Raw genomic sequence first — 13,366 nt, forward strand, 5'->3', positions numbered from 1 at the left:
GGGCGTGGGTCTTGTCTTCGTGGCCGGGGTCCGGGCGGGGTTGCGGCTCGCCGGGGGGGGGGCGGGCCCGGGGGCGGCGGCCCCCGACGGACCGGGGTCCGTCAAGCCTCGGTGACGGACGGTAATCGTTTGGTTCACGGTCTGCCGTCCGTGAGACTCTTGAGGGGTACCGACCATCGAACGAAAGCCGCGCAGTGACCGCAACTGACCGTGCCCTTGAGCTGATCTCCGCCGCCGCCCAGGCAGCGGCCGACAAGCTCGCCCACGACATCATCGCCTACGACGTCAGCGACGTCCTGGCGATCACGGACGCCTTCCTGCTCGCCTCCGCGCCGAACGACCGCCAGGTCAAGTCGATCGTCGACGCGATCGAGGAGCAGCTCGCCAAGGAACTGGGCGTCAAGCCCGTCCGCCGCGAGGGCGACCGCGAGGCCCGCTGGGTCCTCCTCGACTACGTGGACATCGTCGTCCACGTGCAGCACAGCGAGGACCGCGTCTTCTACGCCCTGGAGCGGCTGTGGAAGGACTGCCCCGAGATCGAACTCCCCGCCGACGCGCAGGCGACCAAGGGCAAGGCCGCCGAGCACGCGCAGCGCCAGCAGGCCGCTGACGAGGCGGGCGAGCTGCGCGAGCTGGGTGGGGAACTGCGATGAGCGCCTCCAGCCGGACGGACCTCAAGCCCTTCTCCGAGTCCGGGAGCACCCGCCGGATCATCCTGTGGAGGCACGGTCAGACCGCGTGGAACCTGGAGCGTCGCTTCCAGGGCACCACGGACATCGGGCTGACCGAGACGGGCGTGCTCCAGGCGCGCCGCGCCGCCCGGCTGCTGGCCTCGCTCGACCCCGACGCGATCATCGCCTCGGACCTGAAGCGCGCCGCCACCACGGCCACCGAGCTGGCGGACCTCACCGGCCTGACGGTCACGCACGACGAGAACCTGCGCGAGACCTACGCGGGCGTCTGGCAGGGGCTCACGCACGACGAGATCATCGAGCGCCACGGCGACGAGTACGCGGCGTGGAAGCGCGGCGAGCCCGTCCGCAGGGGCGGCGGGGAACTGGAGAGCGAGGTCGCCGACCGGGCCGCGCCCGTCGTCCTCGACCACGCCGAGAAGCTCCCCGAGGGCGGCACCCTGGTCGTGGTCAGCCACGGCGGCACCATCCGCACCACCATCGGGCGTCTCCTCGGCCTCGACTCCCACCACTGGGAGAGCCTCGGCGGCCTGTCCAACTGCTGCTGGTCGGTGCTCGGCCGCGGTGCGCGGGGCTGGCGCCTGCTGGAGCACAACGCGGGCACCCTGCCCGAGCCGGTGCTGGGCGACGACGACTGACCGCTGTGGCGACCGGCCGCGGATTTCACTTTCCGGCCGCCCGCAGGCTAAAGTTCTTCTTGTTCAGCCCGCCGGGCGGGAAGAACGCGCGGGGCTATAGCTCAGTTGGTAGAGCGCCTGCATGGCATGCAGGAGGTCAGGAGTTCAATTCTCCTTAGCTCCACAGGAACGGGATCGGCCCCTTCGCGGAAACGCGGAGGGGCCGATCTCTTTTGTCGTCGCCGGACCTGTGCCGGGCGCGGGCGTGCGCCGGGAAACGGCCCGAAGCCCGTTGAGGCGACGGGCGGTTCGGACCGTATGTACCCGTGGGCGCGCTTGCGCGCACGTCCGTGCGCCGTCCGGGGTGCGCGGAGCGGCGCGCCGTGTCCGGACCGGTACGCATGCGTCGCTGACCACGGCGGTCCGTCCGTGGCAGAATCAAGCGGCCGGATGGGGACGCGGCCCGACGGGAGGGAGAAGCGATGCCTTCGAGCATCCGCGAGGGGGACGACCGCCCTCTCGCCCTGGGGATGCCACCCGGGCGCGGAGCGCTTCCGGAACCCTCGACCGGAACCCGTCCCGACTGCCCGCCCCCCGGTGTCGCCCCCCTCGCTCGGACGTCCGGCGAACACCTCGGGAGCTCCTTCGTGCGCGCGGCCCGCAGCCGCTCCCGGAGCTGATCGATGGGCGCGCACAGGCGCAAGTGTGATTGGTGCGGTGGCGGCACGCCGATCGTCCGTGACATGGAGCCGGTCAACCCCGACTACCAGTACTGGTGCGAGGAGTGCGCGCGGGCGCTGATCATCAAGGGCGACCCGATCGAGACCTACCGGGAACTGGAGGGCGAGCCGATCTACGGCCGTCTGCTGGACGAGCACTGCACCCTGAAGCGCTTCTACTCCTTCGCCACGGCCTGAGCCGGCCCGTACCGCTCCGGCCGTCCCTTGCCTGATCAGGGCGGTCGGAAACCGATTTGGTGAACCGGCTAGGGGGGCGTTAATGTTGGCGTCGCCGCCGGGGAGAACCCGAGGCACACAGCACGGGGCTATAGCTCAGTTGGTAGAGCGCCTGCATGGCATGCAGGAGGTCAGGAGTTCAATTCTCCTTAGCTCCACAGGAAGTTGAAGCGGAAGGTCCCGCCCGTCACGAACGGGCGGGACCTTCCGCTTTCCCGTGCTCGACGTGCTCGACGTGTCAGAGGCGCCCGACGTGCTCGTCACCCGGCCGGGGCCCGCGCCGGCCGGGCGCGACCGCTCAGTCCGGTCCGCCGCCGAGGGCGTGCCGGCCCCGACCGGGCAGCCGGGCCGGGAGCACCGGCAGCACCGCAGCGCCCGCCCGGTCCGCCGGGTCCGCTGGGTCCTCCTCCAGACGCAGCGCCAGCGCGGGACACCGGCGCACCGCCCGGACCGCCCGGGACTGCGCGTGGCGCGGCACCGACACCTCGGCCGTCGACGGGTAGCCGTCGGGTCCCAGCTGGATCAGCTCGGGCACGATGTCGGCGCACAGCCCGTGCCCCTGGCAGAGCGTCCAGTCGACGGCGAGACGCTGTCCGCTGGGGCCCGCGTCGCCGCTCCCCGGCACCCCCTCGCCGACCGCCTGGAGCGGCAGCACCGCCCGCACCGGACGACCGCAGCCGCCGCCCAGCACGTGCGCGGCGAGATCGTCCGTGAACGCGGCGAGGGCGGACTCGATGAACGCGGCCGAGCCGTCCGGGTGCTGGCACGCGCCCCGTCGTTTCACGGCCCGGGTGACCTGTCGCAACGCCTCCAGAGCCGCCGGCCCACCGCCCTGGAGGACGTCCTCCAGACCCCGCGCCGCGGCCGGCAGCCCCCGGTGACAGGGACCGCACTGCCCGGCGCTCTCGCCCGCCAGCCAGCGCGCCACCAGCAGGGCCTCGCCGAGCGGACAGGTGTCCTGGCCGAGGGGGAGCACGGCCCCGGCCCCGAGCGCCCCGCCCACCGCGTCGAGGGCGGCCCGGGCGACCACCGCCTCGTGCGCGGTGGAGGCGTCCAACCACCGGCCGTGGTACCCACCGGTCAACACGCCCTGGAGCAGCGGCGGCGCACCGGCGAGCTGGAGCACGTAGTTCAGCGGCACGCCCGAGGGCACCTCCAGCACCAGCGGCCGGGCGACCGCGCCGGACAGGGTGAGCAGGACCGTCCCGGGCTCGTCGGGGAGCCCCGTGGCGCGGTACCGGTCGGCGCCCGTCCGGGCCGCCACCGCGAGTTGCGCGAACGTTTCCGCATTGGACAGCAGGGTCGGTGCCCCGCCCACCCCGGCTTCCGAGGCGCGCACCTTGCGCCCCGGGGGCTTCGGCGGGCCGCCGTCCGCCGAACGGATCAGCGCGGACGACTCGCCGGTCACCATGCGCACCGGGTTGCGCTGCACCCGGGCCCGCAGGGGTGCACCCCTGCGGGCGGACAGCCCGCGTTCGGCGAGGGCCTGCTCCATGGACCACTGGGTGGACTCCCTGGTCACCCCGACCACGAGGGCGCGCGCCCCGAGTGCCTCGGCCGCGAGCAGGGCGCCGTCCAGGACGAGGTGCGGGGCCCGGTTGAGCAGGACGGTGTCCTTGCGGCAGGCGGGCTCGTCCTCGCTGCCGTTGACGACGACCACGGGGCGTACGCCCCGGCGGATCGCCGAGTCGGCGACCGCGCGCAGTTTCCGCGCGAACGGGAACCCGGCGCCGCCGCGCCCCCGCAGCGCGATCCGCTCGGCGAGCGCGGCGAGCCGTTCACCGCCGATCGGGGCGAGCGGGCCGTGCACCTTGAGGTGCGTCCCGAGGTCGAGCCGTTCCACGAGGTCGAACCCCGAGGTGAGGTGGGGCAGTCCCACGACCCGTACCTCGGGCACGTCGGGCAGGCCGGCGCCGCCCGTCACTGCCGCCCCCCGGTGGGTCCCGACGGGGCTGTGGGTGCGGCGGGGGAGCTCCAGGGCTCGCCGGAGCGCGGGGCGGCCTGGAAGGGCCCGGGATGTGCTTCTGCCGCGGGGTGTGCGGGGTGTGGGGGGCGTACGGGGTGCGCGGCGTGGCGGGGGTGCGCGGGGGCGCCCGGCGCGCCGGACGTCTGCGCCCCGCGCGGAGCCGGGACATCGAGCGGAGCTGTGACGTCGAGCGGAGTCGTGACGTCCAGTGGTTCGCGTGCCGGCCGCGGGGCTTCGGCGGGCGGTGCGGGCGAGGGGATCGGCCACCGCCCCGGTCCGCTCGGCTCCGGCGACACCGCGCGGTAGGCGGCGGCCATGCCGAGGCCGGAGCCGGTGGTGGCGTGGGCCCCGCCGCCGATCGAGGGTGCGGTCAGCGGCAGCGGGGGAACCCCGTGGCGGTCGAGCGCCGGGGCGGACGCCGGGAGGTCCCCGGCCCGCCCTGCGCCGTACGGGTCCCGTACGGCGGCGAACGGTCGGGCGGCCGGTTCGACGCCGGGCAGCGGCGATCCCTCGCGGTCGCGGCGGGGCGGGCGCTCGGGTCCGGCCGGACGGGGGCCGAGAGCGGCGAGGACCCGGTCGGTGAGGTTCCGCTTCACCGCGCCGGGCGCCGCACGCAGCCCGATCGCGGTGATCACGGCCAGCAGGCTCGTGCCGTACAGGAACGTCACCCAGCCCGCCGCGGGGCGCCCGGCGAAGAGCCCGTGCAGCAGGGCGGCGCACCAGGCCGGGTACGCCAGCGCGTGCACCGCGCGCCAGCGGGCGGCCACCGGGGCCGGAGAGGCGAAGGTGCTGCGCAGGGCGCCCGTGAGCGCCGTGGCGATCATCAGCAGGGCCGCCAGGGAGCCGAGTCCGATCAGTCCGGCCGTGCCGCCCGTTCCGAGGCTGAAGGGGACCAGTGCGGCCAGGAGCGTCGTGTGGTCGAGGGTGACCTTGACGGTGGCGTGCAGCAGCAGGAACGCGACGGACGCGACCGCCGTCGTCCGGTGGACGGCCTGCGCGAGCAGTCGTTGACGGGGGTTCAGGAAGACGCGGTCGGAGGCGACCAGTCCCCAGATCACCGAGCAGGTGAGCGCGACCAGGGAGAGCACGCCCGCGGCGAAGTCGACGAACCCGCGGAACTCCTCGCCCCCGACGACGACGGGGAGGGGGGCCAGCAACAGCAGGCCCGCCGTCGCACTTCCCCTCGTCCAGGAATGGGGAGGGCCGGCGGGCGCATTCCTCTTCCTGGTTCCCCTCCTCCGTCGGCTTCGGCTTCCGTCCCGGGGGCTGCGAGCCGGGCGGGCACGGCGAGGGCTGAGGGCACTGCGGGCATCGCAGGGGCTGAGGGGACTGAGGGGACTGAGGGGACTGCGGGTGTGAGGGTTCGGAGGGTTCATGGGGCGACTCCCAGGGGCGCGGCAAAGTGGTCCCGCTGCGGCACTCTAAGTCGGCTCCCACGCGAGGCGTACGGGGTTCGAGTTATTGCCCTGTGACCAAAGGGGAGTTTGATCCAGCGCTTGTCCCGGTAGGTGGAGATACGCGGAGTAACCGTTGGCCAAAGCTCTGGGTGTGGATGGGCTCACGGAACCTTCACGTGCCTCTCACGTACACCCGGCCGGCCGGTGGACCGTCGCCCCCTTCGGCCCGGATTCCGGCCGAACGCGCCGTCGCGGGCCGGTGCGACGCCCGCCCGATTCGCGCGGTCCGTCCCCGGAGGTTCCATGAGTCGCCTCCCATGCCCGCATGAGCCGCCTCCCATGCCCGCGCGCAACGGCCCCCGCGGAGCGGGTCGGGAGGCGCGCCCCGCTCCGCCCCGCTCCACCCCGGTCCCGCGCCCCGGTGCCGCCCGCCCCGCCGAGGCCCCCCGTGCCGTAGGCGCCCCCACGGGGCCTGCGGTACCCTGACGCCATGCGTGCCGTACGCCTTCTGCTTAGCGGGCCGCGCTGATCAGTCCCGACGGACGACGGATCCGGTCGGCATCAGCGTGGCGCCCCCTCCTGTGCGAGGGGTTTTTTCGTTTCCGGGCCGCACCGTGAACGGGCCGCCGACCGCAGGCAGATGACGATCGATGGAGCTTTAGGGATCATGAGCGAGACGAATTCTTCCCCCGCCACTGCGGAAAGCGCCGTGGAGGCAGCCGCTCCGCACCGCTACACGGCGGCCCTGGCCGCCGACATCGAGGCACGCTGGCAGGACACCTGGGAGGCCGAGGGCACCTACGAGGCGCCCAACCCGAGCGGTGACCTGGCCGGGGACCCCGACCTGGTCGCGCGCCCCAAGAAGTTCATCATGGACATGTTCCCGTACCCCTCGGGTGCGGGACTGCACGTGGGACACCCCCTGGGGTACATCGCCACCGATGTGTACGCCCGCTACCAGCGCATGACCGGCCACAACGTCCTGCACACCCTGGGCTTCGACGCCTTCGGCCTGCCCGCCGAGCAGCACGCGGTCGCCACCGGCACCCACCCCCGGGTGTCCACCGAGGTGGCCATGGACAACATGAAGCGCCAGCTGCGCCGTCTGGGACTGGGCCACGACCAGCGCCGCTCGATCGCCACGATCGACCCCGCGTACTACAAGTGGACCCAGTGGATCTTCCTCCAGATCTTCAACTCCTGGTACGACGAGGAGGCCGGCAAGGCCCGCCCCGTGGACCAGCTGATCGCCCAGTTCGAGAGCGGTGAACGCGCCGTACCCGGCGACGGTCGCGCCTGGCACGAGCTGGACGCCAAGGAACGCGCCGACGTCCTGAGCGGCTACCGCCTGGCGTACGCTTCCGACGCGCCCGTCAACTGGGCCCCCGGCCTGGGCACCGTGCTGGCCAACGAGGAGGTCACCGCCGACGGGCGCTCCGAGCGCGGCAACTACCCGGTCTTCAAGGCCAAGCTGCGCCAGTGGAACATGCGCATCACCGCCTACGCCGACCGGCTGCTGAGCGATCTGGACGGGCTGGACTGGCCCGAGGCGATCAAGCTCCAGCAGCGCAACTGGATCGGCCGCTCCGAGGGCGCCCGCGTCGACTTCCCCGTCACCGTGGACGGCTCCGCGCCCGCCGCCGTCACGGGTGCCGTCTCGGGCGGCACCGGCTCGGCCCCCGGCGCCGACGTCATCACCGTCTTCACCACCCGTCAGGACACCCTGTTCGGGGCCACGTACATGGTGCTGGCGCCCGAGCACGACCTGATCGACCGGATCGTCCCGGCCGACTGGCCCGAGGGCACCCACGACATCTGGACGGGCGCTCACGCCACGCCCGGCGAGGCCGTCGCCGCCTACCGCAGGCAGGCCGCCGCCAAGTCCGACGTGGAGCGCCAGGCCGAGGCCAAGGACAAGACCGGTGTCTTCACCGGCGCCTACGCCACCAACCCGGTCAGCGGCGAGCAGGTCCCCGTCTTCATCGCCGACTACGTGCTCATGGGCTACGGCACCGGCGCCATCATGGCCGTGCCCGCTCACGACACCCGCGACTTCGCCTTCGCCCGCGCCTTCGAGCTGCCGATCCGCTGCGTGGTCGACCCCGACGACGGCCGCGGCACCGACCCCGCCACCTGGGACGACGCCTTCGCCTCCTACGACGCGCAGCTGGTGAACTCCACCGGCGCGGACATCAGCCTGGACGGTCTGGGCGTCACCGAGGCCAAGGCCCGCATCACCGAGTGGCTGGAGCGCGAGGGCATCGGCGAGGGCACCGTCAACTTCCGGCTGCGCGACTGGCTGTTCAGCCGCCAGCGCTACTGGGGCGAGCCCTTCCCGATCGTCTACGACGAGGACGGCGTCGCCCACGCGCTGCCCGAGTCGATGCTGCCGCTGGAGCTGCCGGAGGTCGACGACTACACGCCGCGCACCTTCGACCCGGACGACGCGGACACCCGGCCCGAGACCCCGCTGTCCCGCAACGCGGACTGGGTCAACGTCACCCTGGACCTCGGCGACGGCCCGCGCGCGTACCGCCGCGAGACCAACACCATGCCCAACTGGGCGGGTTCCTGCTGGTACGAGCTGCGCTACCTGGACCCGCACAACGACCGGCAGCTGGTCGCCCCCGACATCGAGCGCTACTGGATGTCCCCGCGCGAGGGCATGCCGACCGGCGGCGTCGACCTGTACGTCGGCGGCGCCGAGCACGCCGTGCTGCACCTGCTGTACGCCCGCTTCTGGTCGAAGATCCTGTTCGACCTGGGGCACGTCTCCTCGTCCGAGCCGTTCCACAAGCTGTTCAACCAGGGCATGATCCAGGCGTACGTGTACCGGGACGCCCGGGGCATCGCGGTGCCGGCCGCCGAGGTCGAGGAGCGCGACGGCGTCTTCTTCCACCAGGGCGAGGAGGTCAGCCGGCTGCTGGGCAAGATGGGCAAGTCCCTGAAGAACGCGGTCACCCCGGACGAGATCAGTGCCGAGTACGGTGCCGACACCCTGCGCCTGTACGAGATGGCCATGGGTCCCCTGGACGTGTCCCGCCCCTGGGACACCCGTGCGGTCGTCGGCCAGTACCGGCTGCTCCAGCGACTGTGGCGGAACGTCGTGGACGAGGCGACGGGAGAGGTCACCGTCACGGACGAGGCGCCCGCCGAGGACACCCTGCGTGCCCTGCACAAGACCGTCGACGGGGTCCGCCAGGACCTGGAGGGCCTGCGCTTCAACACCGCCATCGCCAAGATCACCGAGCTGAACAACCACCTGACCAGGGCGTCCGGGCCGGTCGCGCGTTCGGTGGCCGAACCCCTGGTGCTCATGGTGGCCCCGCTGGCCCCGCACGTCGCCGAGGAACTGTGGCGCAAGCTCGGCCACACCGACTCGGTCGTCCACCGGGACTTCCCGGTCGCCGACCCGGCCTACTTGGTGGACGAGACCGTCACCTGCGTGGTCCAGGTCAAGGGGAAGGTCAAGGCCCGTCTGGAGGTGCCCCCGTCGATCTCCGACGAGGAGTTGGAGCGCGTCGCGCTCGCCGACGACAAGGTCCGGACCGCGCTGGGCGGCGCCGACATCCGCAAGGTCGTCGTGCGCGCGCCGAAGCTGGTCAACATCGTGCCGGCGTGATCCCGGTGCGGGCGGTCGTCCCGGGGCCGCCCGATCCGGCCGTGCGAACGGTCCGTCACCGGGGCACTCTCCCCGGGGGCGGACCGTGCCGTACGGGACCCGTGGGGCTCCGTTGTGCGTACGGGGCGTCACCTAAGGGAATCCCCGGAGGGAGCCCCGGGGAGAGAGGGAACCCCCGGGCGGCGTTTAGCGTTTACCGTGGAGAGTCGTACAGGACCGCGAGAGGACCGTCATGGAAGCCCTGATCGCCATCGTGGTGCTGCTCTGCGTGCTCTTGGTGGCGGTGGGCGCCTATGCGGTGGTCAAGGTGGTCGGTGCCGCCAAGCGCGGAGTGGACCGTACGATCACCCAGGCGCGGCGCACGGTGGAGGACACCACGCTCAAGGCCAAGTCCTACACGCAGATCGGTCCGGCCGCCGAGTTGGCGCAACTCCGGCTCAAGTTGCGGACGTCCATGCGCGCCACGCAGGACGCCCTCCAAGCGGGCGTCGACGAGGACGAGTCGCTCAAGGAGTCGCTCGCCCTCTTCGACCGTCTCAGCACGCACGGTCACGAGCTGGACCACGAGCTGAAGCGGCTGGAGAGCGAGCCCGACCGGTCCAAGCTGGTCGCGGTGCTGCCGGAGATGCGCGAGCGCACCGACCAGATCGTGAACTCCGCCGACTCCCTGCGCTGGGCCGCCCGAGACCGGGCCCACCGCTTCGCCCACGACGACCTCGACTCCCTGAGCCTCCAGATCGACATGGAGGCCGGAGCCCTGCGGCACTGGACGACCGAGCCGTCCCCGGGGGCGTCCTCCGCCACCCCGCAGGGACCGACCGCGACCCCCGACCCGGTCCGCCCCGCCGGACAGGAGCGGTCCGCCGGGCAGGAGCGGTCCCGGCCCTCCATCGCGCCGAGCACCCCGCCGCCCCCGTACACGTGGGAGAAGAAGCCCCGGCCGGAAAGCACCACCTGACCCACCGCCCCGGGCGGGCGGGCCCGGCCCGGACTGCCGCCCCCACGCCCCGACAGGTAACCTCCAGCCCATGTCCCGCCATGTCGCCATCGTCACCGATTCCACGGCCTACCTGCCGAAGCGGGCGATGCGTCAGCACGACATCACCGCGGTGCCCCTGACCGTGGTCCTCGGCGACCGCGCCTTGGAGGAGGGCACCGAGATCTCGGCCCGCTCCGTGGCCGAGGCCCTCCAGAAGCGCCGGTCCGTGACCACCTCCCGGCCGAGCCCGGAGGAGTTCGCCGCCACCTACCGCGAGGTCGCCGCCGCGGGGGCCTCAGGCATCGTGTCCCTCCACCTCTCCTCGGAGCTGTCCGGCACGTACGACGCCGCGGTGCTCGCCGCACGCTCCGCGCCCGTGCCCGTCCGGGTCGTCGACACCGGGATGATCGCCATGGCGCTGGGCTTCTGCGCCCTGGCCGCCGCCGAGGCCGCAGCCGCGGGCGCCTCCGTCGACGAGGCGGTGGCCGCCGCCGAGAAGCGGGCCGAGGGGACCTCCGCCTACTTCTACGTGGACACCCTCGACTATCTGCGCCGCGGGGGACGGATCGGTACGGCACAGGCCCTCCTCGGCTCCGCGCTCGCCGTGAAGCCGCTGCTCCAGCTGGAGGGCGGGCGGATCGAGCCGTTGGAGAAGGTCCGTACGGCCGCCAAGGCGATCGCCCGGCTGGAGGAGTTGGCGGTGGAACGCGCGGCTGCCGTCGGGCCGGCCGACATCGCCGTGCACCACCTCGCCGCGGAGGAGAAGGCCGCGGCGCTGGCCGAGCGGCTGCGCGGGCGCGTCCCCGCACTGGGCGAGATGCACGTCAGCGAGGTCGGGGCGGTGATCGGGGCGCACACCGGGCCCGGGCTGCTGGCGGTCGTGGTCTCGGCGTGCCCCGGTCCCGCCTAGCGGGTCCGGGACGGTCGGACCGGTCGTTCCCACAGGCCGGCCAGGTGGGCGTGCAGCACGTCCTGGGCCTCCTCGTGGGTCAGGTGGCCGATGAGCACGTGCGCGGTGAGACCGTCCGCGAGGGCGAGCAGGGTGCGGGCGTCTAGCCGTGGATCGGGGCGCACGTCGTTCCCGTCCGTGTCGCTGTCGCTGTCGACCGCCCGGGTGGCGCCCTCGCCGGCTTCCGCGATGAGCCGGGTGAACGCCTCCTGCAAGGCGGCGTAGTTCGCCTTCAGGGTGCTGGCGAGCGCCTCGTTCACGGCCGCCTGTGCGACGAAGGCGAGCCAGACCCGGGCCTCGGCGCGGTGCTCCTCCCGGAGCAGTGAGACCTCGGTCGCCGCATGGCCCAGGGCGGTGCCGGCCGACTGGGCGGGGCTCCTGACCAGCCGGGCCCGCACCCGTTCGTTGACCTGTTCGCCGATGTGCCCGAGGGCGAACACGAGCATCTCCTCCTTGGTGCGGAAGCACCGCTGGACGGCGCCCATCGACACCTGCGCGCGCCGGGCGACGTCGCGCAGGGTCACGCCCTCCAGTCCGCGTTCGTCGGCGAGCCGACAGACGGCCTCCGCGATGAGGCGGCGTCGTCCCGCGTGGTCCACCTGCCTGGGCATGTCTCGTCTCCTCGCGTGCTGCGGCCCGGACCGTGCACTTTATTCGATGCGGTCGCATCGCTTCCATGGGTACGGTACCGATGCAAGTGCATCGGTACCTGGACGAGGAGGGGGACGTCATGCAGGACGCCCTGTGGAAACTGTCGGCGACCGCGCAGGCGGAGGCCGTGCGCAGCGGGCAGGTCTCGGCGGTCGAGCTGATCGACAGCCACCTGGACCGCATCGCCGAGGTCAACCCGCGGGTGAACGCGATCACGCAACTCCTGGCGGAGCGCGCCCGTGAGGCCGCGGCGCGGACGGACCGTCGGCGGGCCGCCGGCGAAGCGCTGGGCCCGCTCGCGGGCGTGCCGTTCACGGTGAAGGAGACCACCGCCGTCGAAGGCGTGCCGACCACCTTCGGGACGCCGCGCTTCCGCGATCTGGTGGCGCCGGCCGATGCGCTCCCGGTGGCCCGGCTGCGCGCGGCGGGGGCCGTCCCGATCGGGCACGCCAATGTGCCCACCCTGATCCTGGCGGGGATGCACACGCGCAGCGAACTGTTCGGCGACACGGCCAATCCCTGGGACCCCGGTCGGACCCCGGGCGGCTCCAGCGGGGGTGACGCGGTCGCCGTCGCCACCGGCATGGCGGCGCTCGGACTCGGCAACGACTCCGGCGGGTCGGTGCGCATTCCGGCCCAGTTCTGCGGTGTGGCCGGTCTGAAGCCGTCCACCGGCCGGTTCCCCGCCGACCAGCGGGTCCTCGGCCCGGACGACCCCGGCCCGGCCTCCCAGCTGCTGGTCACTGACGGTCCGTTGGCCCGCCGCGTGAGCGATCTCCGGCTCGTCTACGAGGTGTTGGCCGGGGCCGATCCCCGTGACCCGCGGGCCGTGCCGGTACCCGCCTACGGCGAACCGCTTCCCGGGCCGGTGCGGGTCGCGGTCGTGGCGGACCCCGGCGGGCGCGGCGTCCACCCCGCGGTCGGCCGGGCCGTCGCGACCGCGGCCGACGCCCTCCGCGACGCCGGCTACGACGTGTGCGAGGTGCCGGACGTGCCTCGGTTGGACGAGGCGTTGGAGGCGTACGGCCGGATCACGATGACCGAGTTCGCCCCGACCTGGCCGGTGGTGCGCCGACTGCTCGGCGAGGGCGGCGACCGCTACCTCGGGATGGCGATGGAGGAGACGCCGCCGGCGAGCGCGGACGAGTTGGTGGGGCTGCTGGGCACCTGGACGAACATCCGCCGCTCCTGGGCCGAATTCCTCGACGCGTACCCGCTGTTGCTCGGGCCGGTCTTCACCGAACCACCGGTCGAGCCGGGGCTGGAGTCGCGCGACCGGGCGGGACGGGACCGGGTCGCGTCGGGGATGCGCCTGTGCACCGTGACCAGTTTCGTGGGCGTGCCCGGGGTGGCCGTACCGACCGGGACGGCCGACGGGCTCCCCTCCGGAGTGCAGGTCGTCGGGCGCGCGTTCCGGGAGGACCTGTGCCTGGACGCGGCGCAGGCGATCGAGGACCGGCTCGGCGTCCTCGTACCGGTCGACCCGCGCGGGGGTGCTGTGCCCTCAAACGTCAACTGGTAGTTGCTGGAATCCCTC

Annotated in this window: 10 protein-coding genes and 2 tRNA genes; 9 read left to right on the forward strand and 3 right to left on the reverse strand. The window is 73.3% G+C overall.

The window, feature by feature from the left end; genetic code table 11:
* Positions 1 to 194: 194 nt before the first annotated feature.
* The 5 genes from rsfS to ACFV88_RS08740 all read left to right on the forward strand — a co-directional run bounded on the left by rsfS (position 195) and on the right by ACFV88_RS08740 (position 2,423).
* Positions 195 to 653, forward strand: coding sequence for a ribosome silencing factor (gene rsfS, locus ACFV88_RS08720; protein ID WP_385487546.1), 459 nt, complete (start codon positions 195 to 197; stop codon positions 651 to 653).
* On the forward strand, positions 650 to 1,330 hold the full coding sequence (locus tag ACFV88_RS08725) for a histidine phosphatase family protein (protein ID WP_385487548.1): 681 nt from the start codon (positions 650 to 652) through the stop codon (positions 1,328 to 1,330). Before rsfS ends, ACFV88_RS08725 begins: the two co-directional genes overlap by 4 nt.
* Positions 1,331 to 1,420: 90 nt before the next feature.
* A tRNA-Ala gene (locus tag ACFV88_RS08730) sits at positions 1,421 to 1,493 on the forward strand.
* 499 nt (positions 1,494 to 1,992) lie between these two features.
* Complete coding sequence (locus ACFV88_RS08735; RefSeq protein WP_255951692.1) at positions 1,993 to 2,226, forward strand: hypothetical protein; 234 nt, start codon at positions 1,993 to 1,995, stop codon at positions 2,224 to 2,226.
* 124 nt (positions 2,227 to 2,350) lie between these two features.
* Positions 2,351 to 2,423: transfer RNA gene (locus ACFV88_RS08740), tRNA-Ala, on the forward strand.
* 140 nt (positions 2,424 to 2,563) lie between these two features.
* Here ACFV88_RS08740 and ACFV88_RS08745 read toward each other — a convergent pair.
* Together ACFV88_RS08745 and ACFV88_RS08750 are read right to left on the reverse strand one after the other, a co-directional pair.
* Positions 2,564 to 4,189, reverse strand: a complete 1,626-nt coding sequence (locus ACFV88_RS08745; protein WP_385487551.1) for an NADH-ubiquinone oxidoreductase-F iron-sulfur binding region domain-containing protein — start codon at positions 4,187 to 4,189, stop codon at positions 2,564 to 2,566.
* Positions 4,186 to 5,388, reverse strand: a complete 1,203-nt coding sequence (locus ACFV88_RS08750) for a cytochrome b/b6 domain-containing protein (protein WP_385487553.1) — start codon at positions 5,386 to 5,388, stop codon at positions 4,186 to 4,188. The genes ACFV88_RS08745 and ACFV88_RS08750 overlap by 4 nt, the downstream gene beginning before the upstream one ends.
* Before the next feature lie 907 nt (positions 5,389 to 6,295).
* Here ACFV88_RS08750 and leuS point away from each other — a divergent pair.
* The 3 genes from leuS to ACFV88_RS08765 all read left to right on the forward strand — a co-directional run bounded on the left by leuS (position 6,296) and on the right by ACFV88_RS08765 (position 11,139).
* Positions 6,296 to 9,250 carry a leucine--tRNA ligase gene (gene leuS / locus ACFV88_RS08755; RefSeq protein WP_385487555.1) on the forward strand — a complete coding sequence of 985 codons (2,955 nt, stop codon included), beginning with the start codon at positions 6,296 to 6,298 and terminating at the stop codon, positions 9,248 to 9,250.
* 232 nt (positions 9,251 to 9,482) lie between these two features.
* Positions 9,483 to 10,208: a hypothetical protein gene (locus ACFV88_RS08760; RefSeq protein ID WP_385487557.1), complete on the forward strand. Its 726-nt coding sequence runs from the start codon at positions 9,483 to 9,485 to the stop codon at positions 10,206 to 10,208.
* 70 nt (positions 10,209 to 10,278) lie between these two features.
* Entirely contained in the window at positions 10,279 to 11,139 is an 861-nt protein-coding gene (locus ACFV88_RS08765) for a DegV family protein (protein WP_385487559.1), read from the forward strand.
* Here ACFV88_RS08765 and ACFV88_RS08770 read toward each other — a convergent pair.
* Entirely contained in the window at positions 11,136 to 11,789 is a 654-nt protein-coding gene (locus tag ACFV88_RS08770) for a TetR/AcrR family transcriptional regulator (protein ID WP_385487561.1), read from the reverse strand. The genes ACFV88_RS08765 and ACFV88_RS08770 overlap by 4 nt on opposite strands.
* Before the next feature lie 119 nt (positions 11,790 to 11,908).
* Here ACFV88_RS08770 and ACFV88_RS08775 point away from each other — a divergent pair, with 119 nt between their 5' ends.
* Positions 11,909 to 13,351: an amidase gene (locus ACFV88_RS08775; protein ID WP_385487990.1), complete on the forward strand. Its 1,443-nt coding sequence runs from the start codon at positions 11,909 to 11,911 to the stop codon at positions 13,349 to 13,351.
* The last annotated feature ends 15 nt before the right edge of the window (positions 13,352 to 13,366 follow it).

This window comes from Streptomyces sp. NPDC059816, assembly GCF_042732055.1.
Classification (GTDB): domain Bacteria; phylum Actinomycetota; class Actinomycetes; order Streptomycetales; family Streptomycetaceae; genus Streptomyces.

What these genes read in the sequence shown, in the direction of transcription:
- ACFV88_RS08725 (WP_385487548.1), top strand. Translation starts at nt 650, where the DNA reads ATGAGCGCCTCCAGCCGGACGGACCTCAAGCCCTTCTCCGAGTCCGGG.
- ACFV88_RS08735 (WP_255951692.1), top strand. Translation starts at nt 1,993, where the DNA reads ATGGGCGCGCACAGGCGCAAGTGTGATTGGTGCGGTGGCGGCACGCCG.
- leuS (WP_385487555.1), top strand. Translation starts at nt 6,296, where the DNA reads ATGAGCGAGACGAATTCTTCCCCCGCCACTGCGGAAAGCGCCGTGGAG.
- ACFV88_RS08760 (WP_385487557.1), top strand. Translation starts at nt 9,483, where the DNA reads ATGGAAGCCCTGATCGCCATCGTGGTGCTGCTCTGCGTGCTCTTGGTG.
- ACFV88_RS08765 (WP_385487559.1), top strand. Translation starts at nt 10,279, where the DNA reads ATGTCCCGCCATGTCGCCATCGTCACCGATTCCACGGCCTACCTGCCG.
- ACFV88_RS08770 (WP_385487561.1), bottom strand. Translation starts at nt 11,789, where the DNA reads ATGCCCAGGCAGGTGGACCACGCGGGACGACGCCGCCTCATCGCGGAG.
- ACFV88_RS08775 (WP_385487990.1), top strand. Translation starts at nt 11,909, where the DNA reads ATGCAGGACGCCCTGTGGAAACTGTCGGCGACCGCGCAGGCGGAGGCC.